Raw genomic sequence first — 24,770 nt, forward strand, 5'->3', positions numbered from 1 at the left:
TGCAGCCGACAAGGCGTAAGTCCATTTGTAATTGCAGATTTGAGTAATGAGTCGTTCGCTAATTTGCGGTGTGCAAATGGTGAGAACACGAAAATAAATAGACAAATAGCATCGTTTTTTTTATAAAATAACATCGGATTAAGCCGGCTGTCATTTGCTATTTCTCGAAACTTTTGAACGACAATTAAAGTTGCTTTATTATTTTTTCGTATTTTGCAGGCCTGCACAACGTACTCCGCTGCAAAACAATTAATACTACACATTTTATATTTTGATAGATAATTTAGAATACAATACTGAGCGTGAACATTTGATCATTCCCGAATACGGAAGACATCTACAAAAAATGATCAATTACGCCAAAGAGCGCCCTACAAAAGAGGAGCGCAATGAAGTTGCAAAAGCCATCATTTCTGTAATGGGTAATTTGCAACCACATTTAAGAGACGTACCTGATTTTCAACACAAACTTTGGGATCAGTTATTTATAATGGCCGATTTTGATTTGGATGTTAATTCGCCTTATCCAAAACCGCTAAAAGAAGAATTACAGGCACATCCTGAGCCATTAGAATATCCGCAGAATTTCCCGAAATACCGTTTTTATGGTAACAATATCAAAACAATGATTGATGTTGCCAATACATGGGAAGAAGGCGATTTAAAGGAAGCTTTGATTTATACCATTGCCAATCACATGAAAAAATGTTTCCTAAATTGGAACAAAGATACTGTTGAGGACGATGTCATTTTTAAGCATTTATATGAATTGTCAGGAGGTACCATCAATTTAAAAGCGGAAGATGAAGACTTGTCTGATGCTTCTACCTTAATGCGAAACAAGAAAAAGTACACTGCTACAAGTAATAAGAAAGTACACAGTAAAAAAAGCAATACCAACCGCAACAGAAAACGCTACTAACCATACATGGCAACATTTATAATTGAAGGAGGTCATCAATTAAAAGGAAGTATCCAACCTCAAGGTGCAAAAAACGAAGCATTACAAATTCTTTGTGCTGTTTTATTGACACCAGAAACCGTAACTATTCATAATATCCCAGACATCATTGATGTTAATAAACTGATTTCGCTTTTAGGAAATTTAGGGGTCAAAATCAATAAAATTGGTTCAGGCTCTTATACGTTTAAGGCGGATGAAGTCAATATGAAGTATCTCGAATCGGCTGAATTTAAAGAAGACGGTAAAGGTTTGAGAGGTTCCATCATGATTGTTGGGCCACTTTTAGCACGTTTTGGAAAAGGCTATATTCCAAAGCCAGGAGGTGATAAAATTGGACGCCGTAGATTGGATACCCATTTTGAAGGGTTTATCAATTTGGGCGCAAAATTCCGCTACAACCGTGAAGACCATTTTTATGGCGTAGAAGCTGACCGATTAAAAGGGGCGTACATGCTGTTGGATGAAGCGTCTGTAACCGGAACAGCCAATATTGTCATGGCGGCCGTTTTAGCGGAAGGTGTAACCACTATTTATAATGCAGCCTGTGAACCGTATTTGCAACAATTGTGCAAAATGCTGAACAGAATGGGTGCCAAAATTAGTGGTGTTGGTTCTAACATGCTGATTATTGAAGGTGTAGATGCATTAGGAGGCACAGAACATAAAATGTTGCCTGACATGATTGAAATTGGAAGCTGGATAGGATTGGCGGCCATGACCAAGAGTGAATTGACCATAAAAAACGTGAGTTGGGATGATTTGGGACAAATTCCTGATGTCTTTAGAAAATTAGGCATTACGATTGAACGTAAAGGAGAGGATATATTTATTCCTGAACATAAAGACGGCTACGAAATTCAAAACTATATTGACGGCTCTATTTTAACCGTTGCTGATGCCCCTTGGCCTGGATTTACGCCAGATTTGTTAAGCATCGTGTTGGTAATCGCCACACAGGCAAGAGGAGCTGTTTTAGTACATCAAAAAATGTTTGAGAGCCGATTGTTCTTCGTGGATAAATTGATTGATATGGGCGCTAAAATCATACTTTGTGATCCGCATCGTGCTACCGTAATTGGGCATGACTTCAATTCGAGTTTAAAAGCGACAACAATGACCTCGCCAGATATTAGAGCTGGTGTTTCATTACTAATTGCTGCATTATCCGCAAAAGGGACGTCTACCATCCATAACATCGAGCAAATTGATCGTGGATATGAGCGTATTGATGAGCGTTTGCGAGCGATAGGAGCAAAAATAACAAGGGTAAGTTAATTGCTTTAGACTATAATCATACAAATACAAAATGCCTCGAAAAATTCGAGGCATTTTTTTATTCTTTAAATTTAGTCTATTCGCTCAATTGCCGATTGATCAACTCAAACTTCTTAATCAAAGTATCTAATTTTTCCTCTTGTTTTTTAATAGTTTTTGGTCTGAGATAAAACCAAACGAATGCCAACCATGCGAGTGTTAAGACACCAAACGACACTCCTACAACTCTTGGCATCATGATGAGGTATTCATATAGATAGAGACAGATTCCGAGGGAGAGTAAAATGAAATACACTTGCAACATCGTTGTTTGTATAAACTTCTGTTTGCCTTTAACAACAATTAAACTCTGTAAATATGCGCTATTGCTTTCAGTTTCTGGAGTAGCTTTATAATATTTAAATAGCGAATTATAGGAGAGCACAAAAATGACCATTGCGAATATGGAAATAAGAATTCCAATTTTAGTAGTGATCAATTGTGGTTGAAAATAATACCAGATCATTATTAAGCACATTATTGTAATGAATAATAAAACATTAATCAATATTAGGCGTTTCAGACCTTTGCTTTTGTAATGTTTTAAATTACGCATCAACTCCTCGAAATGGGGTTGCTGAACCTCTTGCTGTCTCCAAAGGTTTTTAAAATCGATATTAGCGCTCATAAACTTTGAATTTTTCTGTTAAAATAGCTTTGATTCGGTGAATCCTTACTCTTATATTGCCTTCTGATAAGCCAATAATTTTGGCAATTTCAGCCTGTTTGACATCTTCTAGTTCTAGTGATATAATTATACGATCGGTTTCCGGTAATTCTGAAATACAGGCGTATAAAAAATGGATTTGTGGTTCAATGGAAATAGGATTGTCCGCTTTAAGTTGATAGGGCAATTCTGATTTTTGAAACCGTTTGTTGGTTTCAAGTTGTCTCAAACATCTATTGGAGGCAATTCTGTAAATCCAAGTACCAATACTCGATTCATTCCTGAATTTCGGTAACTGTTGCCAAACGATGATGAAGGTCTCTTGGGTCAAATCTTGTGCCAAGGCATGTTCATTCACATAACCCATGCACAGACGGAAAATTTTAGCCCAATAGTGATTGTAGATTTCTTCAAAAGTCATTAGTTGACAGTAATAAATTGTTTTAATTCATTAAAATACCAATCTTTATCATCGTACATAATAAAGTGCAGACCTTTATTCGCATAGCGCAACTTACCAGTTTTTAGGTCTTTATATTGAGCTTCTATGGCGGGTTTGAAATTTACAAAATAAGATTGCAAAAGAATGAGAGCGGGGCTTTCAATCTTTTTGAGGTATGGTCTTAAATCAGTGTTTGTGAAATCGCAGTACATTTTGGCAAAGGTTTCTCTGTCTGATGCCACGCTCCAACCAAGAACAGCGTCATGCATTTCTGAATTTTCCATCATCATGGGCAGACTTGATTTTTGCATTTGATAAAATTGCAGGTCCTCCATTTCTTGAAAACGCTTAACCTGTTCAGAACAGTCTAAATTTTCGGTAGGCTTGAAATCGGGGTTGCTCAGTGCCATCAGCGCCGGAAGTGCGTCAACAATAACAATTTTTTTAATGAGCTCTGGGTAATCTGCGGCAATTGCTAATGCCAAGCCGCCTCCCATACTATGACCAATAAGGATGGGCTGCTCAATCTTTTCATTTTTGATGTAATTAGCAATCTCTGATTTCCAATTTTCAAAAGTGATAGGTTGTTGCGGTGCGACACCCGCAAATCCTGCCATTGTAAAGGTGTAACAGGTAAAGCTTCCTTCAAATTGTGTTAACGTATCTTTCCAGACATCTCCAGAACTGGCGAAGCCTGGAATAAAAATGATCGATTGATCACCTTGTCCTGATATTTTAACTGTGAAGGGATAGTTGGCGTTAGAACCGAAAGTGGTAGTGGCAAAACAAAATACAATTAAAATTATGGTAATGTTGATTTTCATAATAGTCTCAGGAAATTAAGTTAGTATTCTTTTATTTTCCTTTTGGATACGAGCATATCAGAAATGTTACAGAATTTATAACAAAAAATTAGATTCAATCAATTCTATTGGTCAAAGTTAGGTGAGTTACTAGTTTGGATTGTTACGCTGTTATTCCACGCAGCCACTAGTCTTTACCACGCACCATGATTGGTATTCTTTGGTCATTGATGGTGTTTTCCACCATTAATTCATTTTTTAGTAAGCCTATTTATTCGCTTTCTATTTTAATTTAAAGCGCGCTTATAAGTTGCCAAGCAGCGTTCCCGCGCTTCTTTATGATCTACGATAGGTTTAGGATAGCTGGATGTGTCAAACTCGGGCACCCATTTTTTGATGTATTTTAGATCTTTATCGAACTTCTCAATTTGGGTTGTCGGATTAAAAATTCGGAAATAAGGCGCAGCATCAACGCCACATCCCGCAACCCATTGCCAATTGCCAACATTGCTCGAAAGTTCATAATCGTGTAGTTTTTCAGCAAAATATGCTTCGCCCCAACGCCAATCAATTAACAAGTGTTTGCACAGAAAGCTGCCCACCAGCATGCGCACGCGGTTGTGCATAAATCCAGTGGCGTTCAGTTCACGCATGCCCGCATCTACAAGAGGATAACCCGTATTACCGTCGCACCATAGTTTAAATTCTGTCGTGTTATTGCGCCATTCAATGCGGTCATATTTGGGTTTGAAACTTTGGTCTACTGTATGCGGGAAATGCCATAAAATCTGCATAAAAAATTCACGCCAAATGAGTTCTTGCCAAAAGATTTCATTGTTTTCAGCAATTGCTTTTTTAATCATTTTACGAATACTGACAGTGCCGAAGCGCAGGTGCGGACCAAGGCGCGAGGTGCCATCTTGGGCTGGGAAATTTCTGGTTTTTTCGTAATCTTGAATGAGCGTAGGCGTTGTGTTATAAGCTGCAATCTTCTGAGTTGATTTTTTAAAACCGAGTTCCGACAGACTTACATGAGGCAGATTGGAAGTTTTGATAAGATTATTTAGCATCAGTTTGGTATTGTAAATCCCTAAGTCACTAGTATTGAATTTCTCTTTCCAAACCTTCATATAGGGCGTGTACACCATATACGGCGTGCCATCTTTTTTGACTACTTCATTTTTCTCAAAGATGACCTGATCTTTAAACGTCTTAAATTCGATTCCGTTTTCTGATAAAAATTCCTGTAGTTCTGAATCGCGCTTTTGGGCATAAGGTTCATAATCGTGATTGGTGTATACGGCAGAAATTTGATAATCTTTTAGGAGCTGTTTATAAATCTCCAAAGGTTTTCCGTGAAACATGGCCAATCCGCTTTCGTGTTCCTTTTGTAAGGTCGTACGCATTGTTTGAAGGGTGTCGTAAATGAAGGAGACGCGCGCATCATCTTTAGGAAGTTCATCTAAAATTTCAGTGTCAAAAATAAAAATGGGTAACACAGGATGTTCCGACTTTAAAGCTTCGTACAGCCCGACATTGTCATCTAATCTTAAATCGCGACGAAACCAAAATATAGTGATAGGATTTTTCATCTGTTATAATGCATTTTACGTTTTATAGACCCCAAATAATGCTTCTAATTTTTGTGTGCGATACTTGAAAATCTCTTCCAATTTAGGCTTTACTATAATAGGGTGGACCAGCTGTCCTAAAATTCCGAAAGGCAGTTTATAATCGATGATGTCTTCCATTTCCACACCGCCATCAATGGGTTTGATAAAGTGTTTGTGGTGCCACATGGCATACGGCCCATAGCGTTGCTCATCTACAAAATAGTCGTTTTTCACACTATGTGTAATCTCTGTGACCCATTTGGTTTTGATGCCCATCACAGGCGTGACAATATATTGAATAATTTGTCCAGCAAACATTGGACGATCTGCACCAGAGAGAATATTGAACCCCATATAATCAGGGGTAATGGTCTTTAGGTTTTTAGGATCTGACAGAAAATCCCACGCCGTTTCCATGCTTATGGGGAGCTTTTGTTTTTGATGAAGCGTGTATATTTTCATGGGAATAGCTTTGAGTCCTTCGGAAAAAGATGTCTAAAATTAATTATTGACTAAGATATAGAGGTTAAGTGATGTGGCTATTACAATCCACACCATATAGGGAAGGATGAGTAAACTCCTGAGGTGCATCAGCTTTGAAAAAGTGACCAAAAAAGCAGCAATTACAAGCGTCAATGCGGTTATGATGATAAACCCTAAAGTAACCAACTGTTGATTGAAAAACACAAAGTTCCAAGCGACATTCAGTATAAATTGGAAAGCGAATAAGGTGATGACTTTTTTAGTAGGCTGTTTTAGATAAAGCAATGCCATATAGATGGAAAAACACAGCATTACTAAGGTCCAAGCAGCACCGAACATCCAATTTGGTGGTGTCCAAGGCGCTTTATTCATAGAGGTGTACCAGTCACTTGTCGCGCCATCTCCCATTAGTAAAACACCTAGTGCCAAAGCACTGAAGTTGATGAAAAGAAAGAGGAGAAATGGTTTTAAAAATTTCATTGCTGCTGATTAGTTCAGGTGCTTGGTAATTTTGGAGCTCGACGGTTTGGTAAGCGAATAAAAATAATCAATCAGCTGACCATCTTGGTCGATCAGGTATTTTTGGAAGTTCCACTTAACTGACGATCCTTTTACACCGTTTTCTTCCTTTTGGGTTAACCACTGGTAAAGCGGGTGTTGGTTTTTGCCTTTCACGTCAACTTTTTCTGTAAGCAAAAATGTGACGCCATAATTGAGCTCACAAAACGCGTTAATGTCGTCAGCATCACCAGGCTCTTGTCCGCCAAATTGGTTACAAGGCGCACCTATGATTACTAATTGGTCTTTATAACGCTCGTGTAAGGCTTGTAAATCTTTGTACTGTGGTGTAAATCCGCATTTAGAAGCCACGTTCACTATAAGAATGTGTTTCCCTTTAAAATCGGTAAGCGCTATGGGTTGCCCCGTCAGACTGTTGATTTTTAGATTGTAGAATGATGTCAATTTTTTCGGATTTTTTTGAGTCTATTGTAAAAAAAAGGTGGTGAAGTAGCTTTGCTGTTTAAAGCAGCTGCCATCTCACCACCCAATTAATTTATACGGCCTATTTTGGCCTATGTTGACGCTATTGCACAAGTTATGATGTGACGACCTCAAATTCTAGGTCGCCAGTTGTTATCATTTATGCAACTAAAGGTCTTCCGTTCAATCGTTTTTCAACTTTACGTTTTATAGCTGTCAATCGCTTCATGATGTCCATAATCTGTTCATCTTTTTTGCGTTTATAAATTTCGTTCAAGCCTAAAATTAATGTTTTAGCTTGTCTAGAAATCTCGATACGATCACTTGTTGTAAGTGATTTTAGTTTTCGTTGCTCAAATTCAAGTGCTTCATTAATAATGTCCATAATCTTAATCTTTTAAATAATTTTGCAATTCGGCAATTTTTTCCGGTGTGCCAAATTTTCCACCGTAATATGAGGTTACTGTTGCTGATGATTCATCCTTGATGCCTCGTGAAGACACACATAAATGCTTCGCATCAATAATAACAGCAACATCTTCTGTTCCTAAAATATGTTTTAATTCTTCCGCAATCTGATTGGTCAAACGTTCCTGAACTTGCGGGCGTTTAGCATAATACTGAACAATCCTGTTCAATTTTGAAAGGCCAATTACTTTGCCGCAAGAAATATATGCCACGTGGGCTTTTCCGAATATTGGAACAAAATGATGTTCACAATTGGAGTAAAGGGTAATGTTTTTCTCAACCAACATCTGATTGTATTGATATTTATTATCAAACAATGCAATCTTAGGTTTGTTGGCAGGATTCAAGCCTGAAAATATCTCATCAACATACATTTTAGCAACACGTTGTGGGGTGCCTTTTAATGAGTCGTCCGTGAGATCCAGTCCCATCACATCCATAATTTCTTCAAATAACCCCGCAATGCGCTGTTTTTTTTCTTTGTCAGAAAGTTTGAAGGCATCGGGTTTTAGTGGGGTTTGTAATCCTGTGTATAAATGGTCGTCGCCAATATCGTCAACGCTAAATCCATTTAATTTATGATTGGGGTGGGGTATTTTTAATTCTTTGTCGGTAATCATTATTGTCTTTTATATGTGCTGTCTTCGGAAATTAAATTTGCGAAGCAAAGCAACGTTAATATTTTGAACTTAAGTTATCTGGCATTAAAATCAAGACTAAGCGAATGTGTTGGTCACATTTTGGAACTGTCTGATTTTATGTTGTAACACCTGTTAAAGTGAGTACTCATTTTAAAGTTCAAAATTGATATGCTCAAGGTGCTTTTTGTTAATTTGAGCGGTCTCGAATATCAATTTATAAATATAGGTTATTTAAGTCATTGTTTAAGTTTGTGTGTCAAACATTAAACAATTTTTAACATTTGAAATTTGATGGTGCAGCAAAGCCACTTGCTTTAGTAGCGGATTACTGATAATACTTACAGAATGGAGGCACTATTTTAATTCATCTTCATGGAAGATTAGAAATTTAAGAATTATGGCCACAGGGAAGTGCTGCATTTATAAAATGCGGTAGTCGTTAATTAAAATTAAAAGGTAGTTATGTGTTCAACATTTGGTTATCCTCAACTTCAACAAGTTTGTTGATCATGCCTCGAAAGATAAACCCATGAAACGGCAATACACTATACCAGTACAAGCGGCCAGCCAATCCGCGAGGTCTGAATGTAGCGGTTTGTTTAAGAAGTCCATCTTCAATTTTAAATTCCAACCAGGCTTCACCAGGAAGTTTCATTTCGGCATATAATAATAGTTTGCGTTCGTCCCGATCACTAAAAATCACCCGCCAAAAATCCAGCGCATCTCCAGCATCTAATTCTGAAACATGCGTCCTGCCGCGTCTCAATCCAATACCTCCGAACAGTTTGTCAAGATGGCCTCTAATTTTCCATAAATAGTTGCCGTAATACCAACCTGTGGTACCACCAATAGACCAAATTCGGTTAATCGTGCGGTCCATATCTATAATTTTTCGCTCCTTATAATCGGTAAAACAGCCATAAGTAGGCACATTGATATATTTGTGAAGACTGTTTTTTAGGCGACCGCTGCTAACGAGGGAATCTTTCCAACTGGACACAATGCTGTTCTGTTCAATCTTTTCAAATGCTAAATCTACGGCTTCACGATAGGTGATGGGCTGCACATCAAGAATGCTGTTAATATCACTTTTATTACCAATAATTTCAATGCCCATACTATCTACCAAGGAAGACGCGAGTTTATAGGAGGTAGACGTCACAAAATACAACCAATAGGAAGATAGTTTTGGAGTCATCACAGGCACTGTCAAAATGTACCGTTTTAATTTCCTGGCCTCTGCAAATTTGAGCAACATTTCCTTATAAGTCATCACTTCGGGGCCAAAAATATCGAAGGATTTATTGTATAGTTCTTCTCGTCCTTTGGCCTTGGATAAAAATGCCAAAACATCTCTAACTGCTAAGGGCTGCGTTTTGGTGTTCAACCATTTTGGAGCAATCATTACCGGTAATTTTTCAACCAAATCCCTAATGATTTCAAACGATGAACTTCCAGAGCCTACAATAATCCCTGCTTTAAAAATGGTGAGCGCATAGCTTTCTGACGCTAATAACTCTTCAACGTTTTTACGTGATTGCAGGTGTTTGGAGAGATTTTCATCATTGGTAATACCACTTAGATAGATGACCTGTTTTACTTGAGTGGTAGAAAAGTAGTTTTCAAAATTTTCAGCACATGTGGCTTCCAGTTTTTCAAAATCTTTAGAAGTGTTAGACATGGAGTGTATGAGGTAATAGGCCACATCAATATCTTTCGGAATGTTTTGAAGTGTTTCTGGTTTTAAAAAATCGGCTTCAACAATCGTGATATTTGGGTCTTCGCGGTAAGTTTTGTCTACTCTGAGTTGGTCTCGTACCGCACAAACTACGTGATGGCCTTCATTGATGAGTATAGGAATGATGCGCTTGCCAATATAGCCTGTAGACCCAGTAACGAGAATTTTCATATAAATTTTATAATGTTAGAGGCCGTCAGATACTATTGAGACCAGAATGTACTATTTAAAGGTACTGAAATTATTGATGTTGATGGCCTTCGCTTTTAAATCGAACATCAAATTATACAACCCAAAAAAGGTACGGTTCATATAAATGAAGTGTTTTGAGCCTCTATTACCGTTCATTTTTCTTAGTTCCGTATTTTTAGAATAGCGTTGGCCCAGTTCCGTTATTTTTCCGAAGAATTCACCATCTGAGAAATCGAAAGTTTCGGCATGAAACGGTTGGGTGAACAAGCTTAATAATTCGTGAAACATTTCCGTAAAAAATGCCACTTCCTCTTCAGAATCGTCCTCACGTAAAATTTCTAATTGGTACAATTTTTCGACAAAAAAGGCCTTGTTGGAAATATTTTCAGGTTTCGCCAATTCAAAATAGGGAGCATAAAATTCGTCCGGAATGGTTTTCATACAGCCAAAATCCAGCGCAATTAATTGGTTTGTTTTTGAAATTAGAAAATTTCCAGGGTGCGGATCAGCATGAACTTTTTTGAGCACGTGAATTTGGTACATATAGAAATCCCATAGCGCCTGGCCTATCTTGTTGGCAGCCTCCTGATTGGTGTTGTGAGCCGTGAATTCCGAAAGGTGTTCACCCTCCATATAATCCATCGTAATAATGCGTTCTGAGGATAAGTCTTCGTAATACTGCGGAAAATGCAGATTAGGAATATGGGCACAAGCGGCAGCAATTTCTTTGCTCTGTTGCACTTCCAATATGTAATTGGTTTCCTCAATGAGCTTTCCTTCAACTTCCTTAAAGTATTTGTCAGAATCTTTTCCTTTGATATTGAACATTTTCATGGCAATAGGTTTTACAAGGGCAAGATCAGACGAAATACTTTGGGCAACTCCCGGATATTGGATTTTCACAGCAAGTTTCTTCCCGTTTTTTTCTGCAATATGGACTTGGCCTATGCTTGCAGCGTTTACAGAAGTTGTGTTGAAGGAATCATAAAGCTCATTAGGTAATTTACCAAAATAGGTTTTAAACGTTTTTAGTACTAAGGCCGGCGATAATGGCGGTACTGAAAATTGTGCCAAGGAGAATTTCTCAACATAAGCTTGCGGCATAATGCTTTTCTCCATACTCAGCATTTGAGCCACTTTCAGAGCACTCCCCTTAAGTTGCTTTAAACTGTCGTAAATATCTTCAGCATTATTTTCATTGAGTTTTGAACGCGCTTCCAGTTCAGTTTTGGTCAATTTATCACCGTAATATTTGAGGTAATTGACACCAACTTTGGCACCTGTCGATACTAATTTAGAGGCACGTTGAATTTTTGATACTGGAATTTTATTTATGGTTTTCATTTAGGCATGTGTATTTTTTCCTTGAAAAGAAATTTTCCAAGATCGATTACGCTTTTTAATGGCGTAATATTTAAAACATCAAAACTGGTATTGACTGATTTTTCAATAAAAATGTCTGTTTTTTCAAACGAAGGCGAGCTGTCATCCATCCAAAATTTTAAGGTCACCAGTAACTGAATCCAAGCAGATTCCTGTAGGGCACGACGTTGAAATTTGTCGATGCGTTCTTCTTTAAGATCTATGGTTTCTATATCTAAAGCATTGATGAATTGTGAAAAACCTTGTTTAAGTTCGGACAGTACGGCAAGTCCTTTCAGACTGTTTTTATGGCGATTTAGCGCAAATAATACATAGCTTCTGTTGGCAGTTAAATTTTCAAAAAATGTAAAGTAGAAGCTTAACAATTTGTTGCGGGCATCGAACAATTGATAGTCTTCACTTTCATTTAATACGAGTATGGTGTTATCAAAAAAAGCTTTGAAAATGTGTTTTTCAATCGCTTCAAAAGAACCAAAATGTTCGTAAAATGTAGACTCTTCAAAGTTGTTTGCTTTTGAAAATATATATACGGACTTGGGTTGTTTGCCGTGTTCTAGAACATAATCCATATAATAGGTGATGATGTTCTGTGCTGAAATAGGATGTCGTTTTGCCATGATTTTTTAAAATATAAGTAAAGGTACGTAATGTTTAACTTTTTAATGATAACATTAAACAAAGTTTAACAGCGCTTTATGATATTCTAATTTTAGATTTAAGGGTTTGAATTGCAGAAGATTGAACTTAAAACAAGATTTATTTTAAGATTTCATTAACAATTGAGGGTTTTAAAAGCTGTAATTTTACGTAATACTTAAAATAACCATCTAAAATATAGATTATTATGAAAAAAATTATGCTTTGTCTCGCTGTAATCGGGATGTCCTTTTCAGTGAATGCACAAATTAAAACCCCACAACCGAGTCTTTTTTCCACGATTGAACAAAAGGTTGGTTTGACGGATGTCACTTTAGAATATTCTCGTCCTAACATGAGAGGTCGTACCGTTTTTGGAGATTTAATTCCTTATGGACAGGTTTGGAGATTGGGAGCGAATGAAAACACTAAGATTACTTTTAGTACAGATGTTACCGTAGGTGGCAAAACCTTAAAAGCTGGAACGTATGCATTATATGCAACGCCTAACGATAAGTCTTGGGACGTATTTTTCTATACGGATTCTAACAATTGGGGGAATCCTGAAAAATGGGACGATTCTAAAGTTGCTGCAAAAGTATCTGCTGAAACCTATCCGTTGCCAATGGATATCGAAACATTTACAATGTCATTTGATGATTTAAGAAGTGGCGGTGCAACCCTTGGTATGATGTGGGCAAATGTATATGTAGGCGTTAAATTTGACGTGCCTACCGATAAGTTGGTGTCTTCTTCAATTGAGAAAGTCATGAACGGCCCTGATGCTGGCGATTATTACAATGCTGCAGTGTATTATTTACAAGAAGGCAAGGATATGAAAAAAGCTAAGGAATGGATTGACAAAGCGATGGCAATGACTCCAAAACCTATGTTTTATCAATTAAGACAACAATCGTTGATTTATGCAAAAGCAGGCGATAAGAAAGGCGCTATTGAAATTGCTAAAAAATCTTTAGCGGCATCAGAAGCTGCTGGTAATGCGGATTATGTTAAAATGAACAAAGATTCCTTGAAAGAATGGGGAGCAATGTAGTTGCATAAACCGATTAAGACTTTATAAATTAGTAAGCCTCACAAATACTGTGAGGCTTATTTTTTTTGCTATACGGAACATTAAAAGTTGGGAGTTTTTTTAATCGTATCTTAAATTGATGAGATGCCTGACATCATCTAATATAAACATAAGGTTTTTACTAAAATCGTGGGTCATTATCGGGCTTTCAACTTTGTTGGTTCGTAACAGATCATTAAAATGTTCAGTTTCATAGCTGTAACCGATTGTGGTGTATCCGAACTCGTGCGTTGTTTCTTGTCCTTTATGTGTGATGGTTACGGTAGAAGGTTGATGGAATCTGGTGTTGATTTTAATGGTGCCGTGTTCACAATGAAAAATTGCTTCGGTGGGTGTTTCTTCCAACAACGTGCTTTTTAAAAACGCCTTCACACCATTATTGTAATTGAAAATAACATCACAAGTGGCATCCACACCATTATCAAAAAACGTGGCTTTAGCTTCAATATCTATTGGTTTTCCTAAGGTGGATAAGGCAGCGAAAATAGGGTAGATGCCAATATCCAACAAACTACCGCCACCGAGTGATTTTTTGAATACTCGTGATTCCATGTCTATGGTCGGTTGAAAACCAAAATCGGCTTCTAATTTTTGGATCGCACCGTATTTATTTGATTTCAATTCACTTAAAACGAATTGGTAATGCGGTAAAAAATAGGTCCATAAAGCTTCCATAAACAATACATTGTTCAACTTGGCGCTGGCAATCATCGCTTCTACGTCCTTAAGATTCAAAGCTAATGGTTTCTCGCACAATACCGCTTTTTTATGGTTCATGCACATGATGGCATGCTCCTTATGATAACTGTGAGGTGTCGCTATGTAAATAGCATCAATATTAGGGTCAGCCGCTAAAACTTCATAAGAATCGTAAGCTTTAATGGCATTATATTGCTTGGCAAACGAATTTGCTTTTTCCTGATGTCTTGAGGCCACCGCATAAAGTTCGCAATGGGTAACCGATTGCAGGTCTGTAGCAAACTTATTGGCAATTTTACCGAGCCCGATAATGCCCCATCTTATAGTTTTCATGACATGGAATTTTTATAGATTAAATAACTGAAATAGGCCAGGAGGCTAATCAAAAATAGTAATGTGAGTCGGTTGTTTTTTGATATACCTTTGAAATCAATGAGCATGGCGATAATAATGGCTAAAAAGCAGCCCACAAAATTCAACCATAAATACGGAAGATTGATGTAATTGTATTCATCTAAAAAGTATAAACTCAACACAAGGGCTTGGGTAATAAGTGCGGAAATAAATACCGCATTGCCTCTAACATGTTTAAAGAAAAAGGCCAACAGGAAAATGCCCAAAATATTGCCATAAAAAATGGAGCCAATGATATTGACCAACTGAATTAAATTATCCGCCAAATAGGCTGCTGAAGCAAAAATAATAGCTAAAACGCCCCAAGCCAGGGTAAACCATTTAGAGGCTTGTAAGTAGTGCTGTGGACTTTTATCTTGAGCGTAGCTGCGCTTGTACAAATCCATAGTCGTGGTTGAAGACAAGGCATTAAGCTCACTCGCAGTGCTCGACATGGCAGCGCTTAAAATTACTGCCAGTAGCAAGCCGATCAATCCGCGTGGTAGGTTGTTTAAGATGAAATGGATAAACACATAATCTTTATCGTTTGTTTCTACAGAAAGTACGCGTTCTGTATTGGCTTTGCTGATCAATTCTTTTGCAGCCTCTCTATTGGCTCTATCTTCATCATTATAGAGTGCAATTTGCGTTGCTAAGAGCTCACTTTTGTTACCCGCATACTGCATCATGACTTCCTTTTTCTCCTCAAAAATGTCATTTTGTTGTTGTTGCAATTTGGTGTAATCTTCAGCATATGAGGAATTCATCACGGTTTCTGTGGCGGCCGGATTAAAATTGATAGGCGAGGTGTTAAATTGGTAAAACACAAAGACCATCACCCCGACCAACAGAATAAAAAACTGCATCGGTACTTTTAAGAGCCCATTAAAAATCAGTCCCATTTGCATTTCCTTAACTGATTTCCCTGACAGGTAACGCTGCACCTGACTTTGATCTGTCCCAAAATAGGAGAGCGCCAAAAATGAACCTCCAATAACCCCACTCCAAAAGGTGTAACGGTTATTGAAATCAAAGGAAAAATCCAGAATTTCCATTTTTCCGCTTGCCCCAGCAATTTCTAAGGCTTTGGTAAACGTGATGTTTTCTGGAAGGTAGCTGACAATGAGAAAAAACGCAATGAACATGCCCGTAAAAATAACCGCCATTTGCTGTTTTTGGGTGATGCTGACCGCTTTCGTACCTCCTGATACTGTATAAATAATTACCAAAATTCCAATAATGATAATCAGTAAGTTCAGATTCCAACCCAATACCGCAGAGAGGATAATGGCAGGTGCGTAAATGGTAATCCCTGCAGCCAAGCCGCGTTGGATTAAAAATAAAATAGCGGTCAAGCTTCTGGTTTTTAAATCGAATCGATTTTCCAAAAATTCATAAGCGGTGTAGACTTTGAGTCGGTAATACAGCGGAATAAACACCAAACAAATGATGATCATGGCAATGGGCAATCCAAAGTAGAATTGCACAAAGCCCATCCCGTCGTGAAATGCTTGTCCAGGCGTGGATAAAAATGTAATCGCACTGGCTTGGGTGGCCATCACACTTAAGCCTATGGTCCACCATTTAGCTTCATTGCCGCCTTTTAAATAATCCTCAACATTTTTGCTGCCGCGCGTTTTCCAAGTGCCATAAATAACAATGGCCAATAGCGTTCCGATGAGTACAATCCAATCTAATAGCTGCATGTTAGAAGGATTTCATGATAAAATAAAACAAAACAATATAAAGCGCATTAGCCACAAGGACTAAGGTGTACGATTTTTTCCAGCGCTCTTTTGGTGGTTGTTGTAGTTTCATGAATAAATTTATTGTTTTAATTGTTGATTGGCTTTGATATTTTCTTTTCCGATAGAAAGCATATTTGCAAATAATCGAAACGCTCCTGCAACCCCTTCTGGGAATTCTCTAAAAAAGCTCAATCCCGTATAAATATAATGTCCTTTTCCGTATTTGGCCACTAATAAGCTCCCTTCTTTTGGGGTTTCACCGGTATCGTGCATGGATAATACGGGAGTGAAGGCCTCTGACCACGTATCAGGAAAATAGAGTCCGCGTTCTTGAGTCCAACCTTCAAAATCGGTTTGGGTGATTTTGTTGGGATAGTTGAGCAATTCGTGTTGCGGATTGAGAAACGTTACCTCAGAATTTTCATCCGTTACACGGTCTCTTGAAAGTTTCATTGGATATGGCGCTAAATCATCTACCACAAGTCCTCCGCTTGTATTGTACTGCACAATTAAATTGCCGCCCTGATTAACAAATTCGAACAATTGGTGTTGTTTAAATTTCAGTGCGTCTATAGTATTGTAAGCTCTGATTCCGACTACAATAGCGTCAAATCGATTAAGATTGTCTGTAGTAATATCTTCAGGTTTTATGATCACAACGTTGTAGCCAATTTGCCTTAGACTTTCTGGGACCACATCTCCTGCGCCTTCAATATATCCGATATTTTCACCCTTTTTCTTTATGTCCAAACGTACAATTTTGCTCTCGCTTGGCATTAATATGGTTTGAAAGGGAATGTGATTATAGTCCATTTCAATCAGCTGTTTTGTGTAGACCTCATTGCCGATATGAACCATTGGCGATAAAAGTCCTTCACTTTGATTTTTAGGCGGAATCACCGTAAATACTAAGGTTTTTTCTTCACCTTTATGAAGGAGCGATACTTTTTGCTTCTCAGGATATACATTCCAGCCTTTAGGATGGGCTAATTGTACAAAACCTTCTAAGTTTTCTCGCTGTGCTTTGACGATAACTTGAATATCCTTTTGCTGATCATCGGCGAAAATGATGACTGGTTCCGCGATATGTGCTGAAACCTGCGGAACGATTTCAAACGGTTTGTAGACCTCACCTTTTACAGGGTCGTTGGTTTTGTAAATTACAGGTCTGACGTATGGAATCACTACACCGTTAATGGAAATATTGAAGGTTGCCGTTACATTTCTAGGGGTTTCCGGTAAGCCGATAAGTTGTTGATCGTCCACCTTGTACATGCCCAAACTCCCCTTGGAGTCCAACCAATATGGAGTAGAGTAGGACGTAGTTGGAGCAATTGTCATCTCAGATTTAAAGCGATGGGAGTCATTATTTTGTAAATCGGTATTTTTTTGAATTCTGGAACCATCCGAAAATACTACAGATAATAATTTGATGTTTTGCGGACTTCTGTTGATGGCTTCTAAACTTAAATTTATGACGCTTTTTGGTGAAGCAGTATTAGATGCGGCTGCAACTTCAAGATACAGGCCGGCACATCCTGCAATTACCTCTTTGATAGCTTCAGATTTCACGGTTTTCCAATGGTTGTCCTCTAATTTCTGAATCAATTTGTAGGCTTCAACTAATTTTTGAATAGAGGCTGAAGGATTGTTGAAATCATAATTTTCTTGAACGCTTTTAAGTAGTTCACCGATAGGTTTTCCTCCTTTTACGCGATTCCAACTCGTATCAATTCCTTCAAAAATATTTGTTTTATCGGTTGGTTTGTTGCCTTTTATCAATTCCAAATATTCGGTTTCACTACCACGAGAGCCGGTATTTCCAAAGCCTTGCGATTGATGAGAGCTTCTACTTAACGCTGCAATCTCGGCATTGGAGAGTCCGAGGGCAGGGTAGAAGTTGCCCACTTCCAATTCGTAAAAGTTTGTTTTATCGGCGGCATCAAATTTTTCTTGACTGCCATAAAACCACCACGACGGATTGAAAAATTCACGTTTTGGTTGCCACACTTTTACATGTTTAAGCTGCTCAGGATATTTTGTAGGGTCAGCCGCTGCATCAAAAGCTTCCATGCTTAACATGGCGGAACTGGTATGATGTCCGTGGGTAGACCCAGGACTACGGTGGTCAAAACGGTTGATGATAATATCTGGCTGAAATTTACGAATGGCCCAAACCACATCACTCATAACCTCATCTTTGTTCCAAATGGCCAAAGTTTCATCCGGATGTTTAGAATATCCAAAATCATTAGCTCGGGTAAAGAATTGTTCACCTCCGTCAATTTGTCGTGCTGCAACCAATTCTTGGGTTCTGATCACTCCTAAAAGCTCTCTGAGTTCAGGTCCGATAAGGTTTTGGCCACCGTCGCCACGGGTTAACGAGAGGTAAGCGGTTCTTGCCTTAACGGCATTCGACATGTGTGAAATGAGTCGCGTGTTTTCGTCATCAGGATGCGCTGCAACATACAATACAGAACCTATAAAATTGAGTTTTTCTATGGCTTCATATAATTCTGAACTCGTTGGTTTTTTTGGCTGCTGGGCTTGTATCGAAATACAAGACATTAAAATAATTAAAAGTAATAACTGACGTCTGAACATTTGAAGTGCATTAGCTTGAACTTCAAATATAAAAAAGATGGGACGTAATTTTAACTTTTAGATTTTATTTAACTTGAATTTTACTGAGATTTCAGGCGATTTTGAGAAGTATGGAAATTTTAAACTTTTAATAATAAGATTTTAATGATGGCGCTTCAAATTGTGCTTAAATCATGTCCGTATTATCTTCAAATAATTCGTCAATAGCATCTTTTTTAATTAGTGTGACTGCTTTTTGTAGCATTAAGTTATTGGGATAGGTTACCAAATCGCCATTTTCAATGCGTAAATGCAGTTGAAAGGCTCTAATATCTTCTATAATACCTTCAAGCGGAAAGTCTTTATCATGAATTTGTATTTTATCACCTACTTTATAGGGAAATGAGAAAAACATAATGATGCCTGAGGTGATATTGCTGAGAATGGACCAGATAGCGAACAGACCGATACCAATAACGGCAAATACCGATGAAAACAGCAGAATCAAATCTTTGGCCTCTGTTCCAAAAATAAAAGGAATAATCAACAGTGCAACAATAAATAGTGCAACACTAACATAGCGTTGCATTAAGTGAATGCGCGCAATGTTAATGCCTTGTTTTTTTGAAACTTTAGCAATAACCTTGTTAACGAAAAATCGTATGATCAGTAGAAACAGAAGTAAAAAACCGGTATAGATAAAACCGTCCTGATAGTCTTTAAAAAACATAGATTTTTTTTAAAATTTGATTAATAGCAAAGATACATACAAATCTATTGTTTCTGTTTTAAACCAAGGCTTTCTCTGAGGCTTGCATCTGCATTGGAATTTTTGTTCCAATAATCGGATTTGATAGACTTCATCCTTGTCGCTTTTGTGGTCAATTCTTTAGCTTTTTCCCCCTGACCACTAATAAAGGTCTCTTCCCAAGAAATGATGTCAAATGGGGATTTTGGATTGAAGGAGATGCTAATGCTTCGGTTTAATTCTGGATACGATAGCGTGTATCGGTCCTGTGTCAATTCTGCGGAAGCGTTATAAGCCTTAAAAGGAATGTGTCTTAAACGTAAAAATTCGAAAGCCGGAATGATCTCCACATTGCCGGTAGGTAAACTTTTAGGGTCGATACGTAATTGTGTCCATAGTTCGTTTTCGAGGATGTTTTTATTGAAATCAAACTCTTCATCAGCTTCGCCTTCAAAATAAGAATGAGATCGCACCTCAAAATCTGAGCGGTTGTTGAGTTGGATGTACACTTGACCACACCACTCCTGCACGGAACACGTAACCTTTAAAGCATGCTGATTGTTCGCTGCGGGATAAAACACACTTTGCATGATGCTATAGGGGTAAATGCCGGTATTGAAATTTTTAGTGGCATTCAATTTTAATACCGGAATACTATTGGAGGACGCTTGGTCTGCTTTTACTTGTTCGGATTTCAAAAAAGGCTCGGTGACATAAACTAATACAGCGGTGCCTTTACGGATTTCGCCATAACGTGCTTGCTCTAAAGCATAGGAAGTGATTTCCGCCTCGCCCTGATACCAGTAGTCCTTAAAATCTTGCGATAAAGGTTGTGCTTTTTTTAGTTTCTCTCCTGAAGTTTTATGTTCTTGTAAATCAGTGTTTTGAATTGGTTTGTTTTCATCTTTACATGAAGAGAACATCAAAAGAAAACAAGCACTAAACACTAAGGTAATTGACGATTTCATAGCGATAAAATTTGTATAAAAATACAAAGTTAATTGCTTTTAACAATGTCATTTAACGTTTGATATACGAGGTGTGTCGGCAAACCCATGACATTAAAATAAGACCCTTCAATTTTGGTAACACCAATTTGGCCTATCCATTCTTGAATGCCATAGGCACCCGCTTTATCAAAAGGTTTGAAGGTGTTTATGTAGTAGTTGATCTCCTCATCGGTCAAATTTTTAAAGGTGACTTTTGTGACCGAATTCACCGTTTTTTCAATACTTGTAGTTGTAAAACAAACAGATGTAATGACTTCGTGCGTGGCATTGCTCAAGGATTTAATAAGCTCAAAAGCTTCTGCAGCGTCCCTTGGTTTGCCCAATGCTTTTGTGTTGTGCCACACAATGGTGTCGCTGGTAATGAGAATATCTTTGGGGCGAAGTTCGTTTTTGTAAGGCAGTGCTTTGAGCTGTGCTAAATAATCGCTGATTTCAAAATGTACCAACCGTTGTGGGTAATCTTCCAAAACAGGCTTTATACGGATTTCAACATCCAATCCTAAATCTTTAAAAAACTGTTGTCGCCTTGGTGAATTAGAGGCTAAAATAACATGGTAGTCTTTTAAGGTGTCGTTAAGCATGGTATCTAATTTTCAGTCTCGATTTGGATAAACTTTAAGTGATATATGGGCTGTTATTTCAAAACTATCGGATATAATAACAGCGACAGCATCCCAAAAAGCATTACTAATTTAAACATATTACTGATATGGGAATAGTCTTTTTTAGATTTTGCGCTAAAGATTCTAATGGCAATATAAATGAGTGGTGCAATGATGAATATTAGAAAATATCCGATAAACAGTTCATATTTAAAAAGGTATGTGACCACATAATAAATAGAACCCAAAAGAGGCACTAACGTTACAACTAATGCAATTTTAGCAGCTCTGTCTCGCCCGATGGCGATAGGCAAAGTGTTCATCCCGGCTTTATAATCGCCATCTACGTCTTCCAAATCTTTGATGAGTTCCCGCACCAAATTGATTAAAAATGCAAAAAGGGCATAGTCCAATAAGATTTTAAAAAAGGTGAGCTGTGTTGCTTTATTTTGTTCGGTAATAACAGGAATCAATTCGAAGACACCCACAATCAAAATACTCAGAGCCACCAAGACGGAAATGATAATATTTCCTATTAAAAGTGTTGGTTTTAAATAGGAAGCATAGACATAGAGCAATGCAGAAATAATCACAAAAAGGGCGAAAAACCCGCTGCGGCCCACTAAATTGGAGAGGTAGAACCCAATAAGAACACCAATAACATTAAAGGTGATAAACAGAATGTTTGCTGTTTTTTCAGAAATTTTAGAACCTACAATCACTTTTGAAGGTTTATTCACCAGATCGGTTTCGACATCATAAATATCATTAATGATGTTCCCGGCCGCCGCAATGCAGAGTGTGGAAAACACCAATAATCCAAAACCAAACCCATTGAGTGTGATGGTCAGATTTGTGGTTTCTAAAAACGGCTCAAAAAGCGCGTATTTTATAAGTAATTGCACAAGGGCAATCAGCAATAAATTTTTCCAGCGGATTAAGTTTAGGATATGCAATGGGTGGCTATGTGTTGGTTAGTTTTATAGTTGGCAGTATTCAGTGTTCAGTATTCAGTGTTCAGTATTCAGTATTCAGTGTTCAGTGTTCAGTATTCAGTAGGCAGTATTCAGTTTGCAGTCTTCAGTGTTCAGTGTTCAGTATTCAGTATTCAGTGTTCAGTTGTGAATTTTTCATCATCAATCAACAATCAACAATCACCAATCACCAATCATCAATCAGCAATCGTCAATCATCAATCAACAATCCTCAATCCTCAATCCCTCTAGTCATATTTCGCGCTAAAGTTTCCATTCCATTTGTCCTGTACTTTTAAGACTTGTTCAATAACGTCTCTTACGCAACCTTGGCCACCGTTTTTATGGGAAATGTATTTAGAAATGGCCTTAATTTCTGGTACGGCATCTTGCGGACACGTTGGTAAGCCCACACGTTTCATCACCGGATAATCAGGAATGTCGTCGCCCATATACAACACGTTTTCAGGTTTGATATTATGAAGCGCTAAATACTCCTCCATCTGCTCAATTTTGTTATGTGCACCTAAATAGATCGCGTTAACGCCCAAACCTTCTAATCGTTTACGAACACCTTCATTGCTGCCTCCAGAAATAATGCAAACATTAAAGCCTTCCAGTAGCGCGGTTTTCATGGCGAAACCATCTTTAGTGTGCATCGTGCGCAACATTTCGCCAGAGGTAGTCAAGGTAATGGTGCCGTCTGTCAATACGCCATCAACGTCAAAAATAAAAGTGGTGATATGTCCTAGGTATTCTTTATAACTTTTTTCTTCCATGTGTTTTTTGGATGCTTGCTGTCATGAGTTCATAAATAGCTTTATGTTGCTCGTTTTCTAGCAATTTTAAATGTTTTTTAATCGTTTTTTTATCGTTGCGTTTAGCAGGACCTGTTTGCGCCATATACGGGGACATGTCTTGCACTTTTTTCGCGGTTTCAAGTATTAATGGCTTTAAAATGTCAAATTCGACACCTTTTGATTCGGTGATTTCATGTGCCACACGATACAGCTGATTGGTGAAATTATTCACGTAAACAGCAGCTAAATGCAACGCTTTACGCTGTTGTGTGTTCACTTTGTGCGCATTGCAGCCAATTGCTTTTGCCAACGACTTTAAAGTCTTCAAATCCGCCTTATCCAACACCTCCAAACAAATAGGTACGGTAGCAAAATCTAACGTTGCCGCTTTGCTAAAGGTTTGTAAAGGATAAAATACGCCGCGTCTGTTTTTCTTGTCCAAATCATGGACATTCACAGATCCTGAGGTGTGCACAACCAATTTGTTTTCAAAGGACAATTGGGTAGAGAAATTAGCAATAGCATCATCACTTACTGCAATAATATAAACGTCAGCGTCCACCAATTCAGAAAGGTTATCTGTAATGGCAACTTTGTTTTTGTAAGATTGGATGCTTTTGATAGATCTGTTATACCATTGTTTAACCTCTACTTGTTCTGCTTTCTCAAAAGCATTGAACAAATGGGTGGCAACATTGCCCGCGCCAAGAATAATTACTGATATCATGCCGCTAAATTAATGAAGAAATAAGACATAGGAATTATGAATTTTGAATTTTCATGCTGATGATAACGCCTTAGAGTGATTTGTCTTTAAAATCTTTTAATGGTAACAGACTTTAAATGACTACTTTCCGGTCAATAATAGCCAAGGCTTTTGATTTTTCAAGCTTTTTTATGGCTCTGATTACGGTTTCCACGCGTAGTCCTGTCAATTCTGATATTTGTTGTCGCGTTAGTGGCACTTCAAAATCGGTTTCTACTTTGGCATTGGATTTTAAATGATTCAACAAGGTTAGAATCCGATGTTCCGGCGGGTAAATAGACACTTCCCGGGCTATTTTCGCTTTGTAGATCATGCGCTTACATATCATTTTGGTGAATGTGAGATGAATGTCAGGATGCATTTTCAACAGCTCAAAAAAGGCGGATTTTGAAAGTAGATAAAGTTCAGTATCCTCTAACGTCTGCGCTGTCGCAGGATATTTATAATCTCCAAATAGAGGCGGCTCTCCAAATGAATCATCATTTTTAAAGAATCCCTGCACAAATTCTTTTCCATCTTCCGTGAGGTTAAACATTTTTACATGTCCGGTTTTTATCTGGTAATAAAAATCGGCGTGCTCTCCTTCGTTAAAAATGGTGCGGTCTTTTGAATAGGTTTTCAAAGTGCCTCCAAAAGATTGAATGATCTGTTCTGGAATCATGGTCTTATGATTTGAGTCATAAAAATACGGATAATCATTTAGGAACTTTGTAATAACCTAAAAAGAAAGATCATGACATTATACAATAAAGGCTTATTCGACTTCAAAGAGCACCTTACATTATATGTACCATTGAGCATCATTTTTCAAAGCTGCATTGGCTCTATAGCGGCAATGCTGATTTTAATGAACAGTAGCGACACCTTTCATTTTCTCGATTTGACTATGGTGGTTATTTTTGCGATGGCCTATAATGGTTCGCTGTATGCCCAAATGAAACCAAAGGTGATTTTCAATTTATTGATTGTGACCGTTTTGGTACACATTACATTTATTGTCATAAATTTGTTGCGAATGGCATAAGATAG

General features: G+C 37.8%; 26 protein-coding genes. 4 read left to right on the top strand and 22 right to left on the bottom strand.

What is annotated here, in order from left to right; all coding sequences use genetic code 11:
* The first annotated feature begins 271 nt into the window (after positions 1-271).
* Both Q0947_RS01580 and murA read left to right on the top strand, forming a co-directional pair.
* On the top strand, positions 272-922 hold the full coding sequence (locus tag Q0947_RS01580; protein ID WP_299390582.1) for a DUF4290 domain-containing protein: 651 nt from the start codon (positions 272-274) through the stop codon (positions 920-922).
* A 6-nt stretch (positions 923-928) separates the two neighbouring features.
* Positions 929-2,239 (top strand): UDP-N-acetylglucosamine 1-carboxyvinyltransferase, encoded by a 1,311-nt coding sequence (gene murA, locus Q0947_RS01585; protein ID WP_299390583.1) that lies wholly within the window; start codon positions 929-931, stop codon positions 2,237-2,239.
* Positions 2,240-2,315: 76 nt separating this feature from the next.
* Here murA and Q0947_RS01590 read toward each other — a convergent pair whose 3' ends face one another.
* The 12 genes from Q0947_RS01590 to Q0947_RS01645 form a co-directional block, all read right to left on the bottom strand.
* Positions 2,316-2,906, bottom strand: coding sequence for a hypothetical protein (locus tag Q0947_RS01590; protein ID WP_299390584.1), 591 nt, complete (start codon positions 2,904-2,906; stop codon positions 2,316-2,318).
* The gene (locus Q0947_RS01595) at positions 2,896-3,366 is read right to left on the bottom strand and encodes a sigma-70 family RNA polymerase sigma factor (RefSeq protein WP_299390585.1); all 471 of its coding nucleotides are present in this window, start codon (positions 3,364-3,366) and stop codon (positions 2,896-2,898) included. Before Q0947_RS01595 ends, Q0947_RS01590 begins: the two co-directional genes overlap by 11 nt.
* On the bottom strand, positions 3,366-4,211 hold the full coding sequence (locus tag Q0947_RS01600) for an alpha/beta hydrolase (RefSeq protein WP_299390586.1): 846 nt from the start codon (positions 4,209-4,211) through the stop codon (positions 3,366-3,368). The genes Q0947_RS01595 and Q0947_RS01600 overlap by 1 nt, the downstream gene beginning before the upstream one ends.
* A 266-nt stretch (positions 4,212-4,477) precedes the next feature.
* Entirely contained in the window at positions 4,478-5,782 is a 1,305-nt protein-coding gene (locus Q0947_RS01605) for a deoxyribodipyrimidine photo-lyase (RefSeq protein ID WP_299390587.1), read from the bottom strand.
* Positions 5,783-5,797: 15 nt separating this feature from the next.
* Complete coding sequence (locus Q0947_RS01610) at positions 5,798-6,265, bottom strand: SRPBCC family protein (protein WP_299390588.1); 468 nt, start codon at positions 6,263-6,265, stop codon at positions 5,798-5,800.
* Between the two features lie 39 nt (positions 6,266-6,304).
* Positions 6,305-6,766: a TspO/MBR family protein gene (locus Q0947_RS01615; protein ID WP_299390589.1), complete on the bottom strand. Its 462-nt coding sequence runs from the start codon at positions 6,764-6,766 to the stop codon at positions 6,305-6,307.
* A gap of 9 nt (positions 6,767-6,775) precedes the next feature.
* Positions 6,776-7,249, bottom strand: a complete 474-nt coding sequence (locus Q0947_RS01620) for a glutathione peroxidase (protein WP_299390590.1) — start codon at positions 7,247-7,249, stop codon at positions 6,776-6,778.
* Positions 7,250-7,427: 178 nt separating this feature from the next.
* Positions 7,428-7,652 carry a hypothetical protein gene (locus tag Q0947_RS01625; protein WP_299390591.1) on the bottom strand — a complete coding sequence of 75 codons (225 nt, stop codon included), beginning with the start codon at positions 7,650-7,652 and terminating at the stop codon, positions 7,428-7,430.
* A 4-nt stretch (positions 7,653-7,656) separates the two neighbouring features.
* Complete coding sequence (folE, locus tag Q0947_RS01630) at positions 7,657-8,355, bottom strand: GTP cyclohydrolase I FolE (protein WP_299390592.1); 699 nt, start codon at positions 8,353-8,355, stop codon at positions 7,657-7,659.
* 481 nt (positions 8,356-8,836) lie between these two features.
* The gene (locus Q0947_RS01635; protein ID WP_299390593.1) at positions 8,837-10,285 is read right to left on the bottom strand and encodes an SDR family oxidoreductase; all 1,449 of its coding nucleotides are present in this window, start codon (positions 10,283-10,285) and stop codon (positions 8,837-8,839) included.
* 51 nt (positions 10,286-10,336) lie between these two features.
* Positions 10,337-11,650: an AarF/UbiB family protein gene (locus Q0947_RS01640; RefSeq protein ID WP_299390594.1), complete on the bottom strand. Its 1,314-nt coding sequence runs from the start codon at positions 11,648-11,650 to the stop codon at positions 10,337-10,339.
* The gene (locus tag Q0947_RS01645; RefSeq protein ID WP_299390595.1) at positions 11,647-12,306 is read right to left on the bottom strand and encodes a TetR family transcriptional regulator C-terminal domain-containing protein; all 660 of its coding nucleotides are present in this window, start codon (positions 12,304-12,306) and stop codon (positions 11,647-11,649) included. The genes Q0947_RS01640 and Q0947_RS01645 overlap by 4 nt, the downstream gene beginning before the upstream one ends.
* A 227-nt stretch (positions 12,307-12,533) precedes the next feature.
* Here Q0947_RS01645 and Q0947_RS01650 point away from each other — a divergent pair, with 227 nt between their 5' ends.
* On the top strand, positions 12,534-13,379 hold the full coding sequence (locus Q0947_RS01650) for a DUF2911 domain-containing protein (protein ID WP_299390596.1): 846 nt from the start codon (positions 12,534-12,536) through the stop codon (positions 13,377-13,379).
* Positions 13,380-13,478: 99 nt separating this feature from the next.
* On the opposite strand, the gene Q0947_RS01655 is transcribed toward Q0947_RS01650, so the two are convergent.
* The 10 genes from Q0947_RS01655 to Q0947_RS01700 all read right to left on the bottom strand — a co-directional run bounded on the left by Q0947_RS01655 (position 13,479) and on the right by Q0947_RS01700 (position 24,402).
* Positions 13,479-14,450, bottom strand: coding sequence for a Gfo/Idh/MocA family oxidoreductase (locus Q0947_RS01655; RefSeq protein ID WP_299390597.1), 972 nt, complete (start codon positions 14,448-14,450; stop codon positions 13,479-13,481).
* On the bottom strand, positions 14,447-16,216 hold the full coding sequence (locus tag Q0947_RS01660; RefSeq protein ID WP_299390598.1) for a sodium:solute symporter: 1,770 nt from the start codon (positions 16,214-16,216) through the stop codon (positions 14,447-14,449). The genes Q0947_RS01655 and Q0947_RS01660 overlap by 4 nt, the downstream gene beginning before the upstream one ends.
* Before the next feature lie 120 nt (positions 16,217-16,336).
* Positions 16,337-18,826 carry a PIG-L family deacetylase gene (locus Q0947_RS01665; RefSeq protein ID WP_299390599.1) on the bottom strand — a complete coding sequence of 830 codons (2,490 nt, stop codon included), beginning with the start codon at positions 18,824-18,826 and terminating at the stop codon, positions 16,337-16,339.
* Positions 18,827-19,028: 202 nt separating this feature from the next.
* A complete protein-coding gene (locus Q0947_RS01670) occupies positions 19,029-19,571 on the bottom strand; it encodes a mechanosensitive ion channel domain-containing protein (protein ID WP_299390600.1) in 543 nt (180 codons plus the stop codon).
* A gap of 44 nt (positions 19,572-19,615) precedes the next feature.
* The gene (locus Q0947_RS01675) at positions 19,616-20,557 is read right to left on the bottom strand and encodes a septum formation inhibitor Maf (RefSeq protein ID WP_299390601.1); all 942 of its coding nucleotides are present in this window, start codon (positions 20,555-20,557) and stop codon (positions 19,616-19,618) included.
* Between the two features lie 29 nt (positions 20,558-20,586).
* The gene (locus Q0947_RS01680) at positions 20,587-21,180 is read right to left on the bottom strand and encodes a Maf-like protein (RefSeq protein WP_299390602.1); all 594 of its coding nucleotides are present in this window, start codon (positions 21,178-21,180) and stop codon (positions 20,587-20,589) included.
* Between the two features lie 53 nt (positions 21,181-21,233).
* Positions 21,234-22,157: a geranylgeranylglycerol-phosphate geranylgeranyltransferase gene (locus Q0947_RS01685; RefSeq protein ID WP_299390603.1), complete on the bottom strand. Its 924-nt coding sequence runs from the start codon at positions 22,155-22,157 to the stop codon at positions 21,234-21,236.
* A 266-nt stretch (positions 22,158-22,423) separates the two neighbouring features.
* Complete coding sequence (locus Q0947_RS01690) at positions 22,424-22,954, bottom strand: HAD family hydrolase (protein ID WP_299390604.1); 531 nt, start codon at positions 22,952-22,954, stop codon at positions 22,424-22,426.
* Entirely contained in the window at positions 22,935-23,702 is a 768-nt protein-coding gene (locus Q0947_RS01695; RefSeq protein ID WP_299390605.1) for a Rossmann-like and DUF2520 domain-containing protein, read from the bottom strand. The genes Q0947_RS01690 and Q0947_RS01695 overlap by 20 nt, the downstream gene beginning before the upstream one ends.
* A 112-nt stretch (positions 23,703-23,814) precedes the next feature.
* Positions 23,815-24,402, bottom strand: a complete 588-nt coding sequence (locus Q0947_RS01700; RefSeq protein ID WP_299390606.1) for a Crp/Fnr family transcriptional regulator — start codon at positions 24,400-24,402, stop codon at positions 23,815-23,817.
* Positions 24,403-24,474: 72 nt separating this feature from the next.
* On the opposite strand from Q0947_RS01700, the gene Q0947_RS01705 reads away from it, so the two are divergent.
* The gene (locus Q0947_RS01705) at positions 24,475-24,765 is read left to right on the top strand and encodes a hypothetical protein (RefSeq protein WP_299390607.1); all 291 of its coding nucleotides are present in this window, start codon (positions 24,475-24,477) and stop codon (positions 24,763-24,765) included.
* The last annotated feature ends 5 nt before the right edge of the window (positions 24,766-24,770 follow it).

The organism is uncultured Gelidibacter sp., assembly GCF_947500795.1.
Classification (GTDB): Bacteria; Bacteroidota; Bacteroidia; order Flavobacteriales; family Flavobacteriaceae; genus Gelidibacter.

Bases quoted from the DNA above. Each gene is read 5' to 3' on its own strand.
- Q0947_RS01695 (WP_299390605.1), bottom strand. From the start codon at position 23,702: ATGATATCAGTAATTATTCTTGGCGCGGGCAATGTTGCCACCCATTTG.
- Q0947_RS01700 (WP_299390606.1), bottom strand. From the start codon at position 24,402: ATGATTCCAGAACAGATCATTCAATCTTTTGGAGGCACTTTGAAAACC.
- Q0947_RS01675 (WP_299390601.1), bottom strand. From the start codon at position 20,557: ATGAAATCGTCAATTACCTTAGTGTTTAGTGCTTGTTTTCTTTTGATG.
- Q0947_RS01625 (WP_299390591.1), bottom strand. From the start codon at position 7,652: ATGGACATTATTAATGAAGCACTTGAATTTGAGCAACGAAAACTAAAA.
- Q0947_RS01590 (WP_299390584.1), bottom strand. From the start codon at position 2,906: ATGAGCGCTAATATCGATTTTAAAAACCTTTGGAGACAGCAAGAGGTT.
- Q0947_RS01645 (WP_299390595.1), bottom strand. From the start codon at position 12,306: ATGGCAAAACGACATCCTATTTCAGCACAGAACATCATCACCTATTAT.
- Q0947_RS01635 (WP_299390593.1), bottom strand. From the start codon at position 10,285: ATGAAAATTCTCGTTACTGGGTCTACAGGCTATATTGGCAAGCGCATC.
- Q0947_RS01595 (WP_299390585.1), bottom strand. From the start codon at position 3,366: ATGACTTTTGAAGAAATCTACAATCACTATTGGGCTAAAATTTTCCGT.
- Q0947_RS01705 (WP_299390607.1), top strand. From the start codon at position 24,475: ATGACATTATACAATAAAGGCTTATTCGACTTCAAAGAGCACCTTACA.
- Q0947_RS01640 (WP_299390594.1), bottom strand. From the start codon at position 11,650: ATGAAAACCATAAATAAAATTCCAGTATCAAAAATTCAACGTGCCTCT.
- Q0947_RS01680 (WP_299390602.1), bottom strand. From the start codon at position 21,180: ATGCTTAACGACACCTTAAAAGACTACCATGTTATTTTAGCCTCTAAT.
- Q0947_RS01660 (WP_299390598.1), bottom strand. From the start codon at position 16,216: ATGCAGCTATTAGATTGGATTGTACTCATCGGAACGCTATTGGCCATT.
- Q0947_RS01665 (WP_299390599.1), bottom strand. From the start codon at position 18,826: ATGTCTTGTATTTCGATACAAGCCCAGCAGCCAAAAAAACCAACGAGT.
- Q0947_RS01615 (WP_299390589.1), bottom strand. From the start codon at position 6,766: ATGAAATTTTTAAAACCATTTCTCCTCTTTCTTTTCATCAACTTCAGT.
- Q0947_RS01605 (WP_299390587.1), bottom strand. From the start codon at position 5,782: ATGAAAAATCCTATCACTATATTTTGGTTTCGTCGCGATTTAAGATTA.
- Q0947_RS01670 (WP_299390600.1), bottom strand. From the start codon at position 19,571: ATGTTTTTTAAAGACTATCAGGACGGTTTTATCTATACCGGTTTTTTA.
- Q0947_RS01600 (WP_299390586.1), bottom strand. From the start codon at position 4,211: ATGAAAATCAACATTACCATAATTTTAATTGTATTTTGTTTTGCCACT.
- Q0947_RS01610 (WP_299390588.1), bottom strand. From the start codon at position 6,265: ATGAAAATATACACGCTTCATCAAAAACAAAAGCTCCCCATAAGCATG.
- Q0947_RS01690 (WP_299390604.1), bottom strand. From the start codon at position 22,954: ATGGAAGAAAAAAGTTATAAAGAATACCTAGGACATATCACCACTTTT.
- Q0947_RS01650 (WP_299390596.1), top strand. From the start codon at position 12,534: ATGAAAAAAATTATGCTTTGTCTCGCTGTAATCGGGATGTCCTTTTCA.
- folE (WP_299390592.1), bottom strand. From the start codon at position 8,355: ATGATTACCGACAAAGAATTAAAAATACCCCACCCCAATCATAAATTA.
- Q0947_RS01655 (WP_299390597.1), bottom strand. From the start codon at position 14,450: ATGAAAACTATAAGATGGGGCATTATCGGGCTCGGTAAAATTGCCAAT.
- murA (WP_299390583.1), top strand. From the start codon at position 929: ATGGCAACATTTATAATTGAAGGAGGTCATCAATTAAAAGGAAGTATC.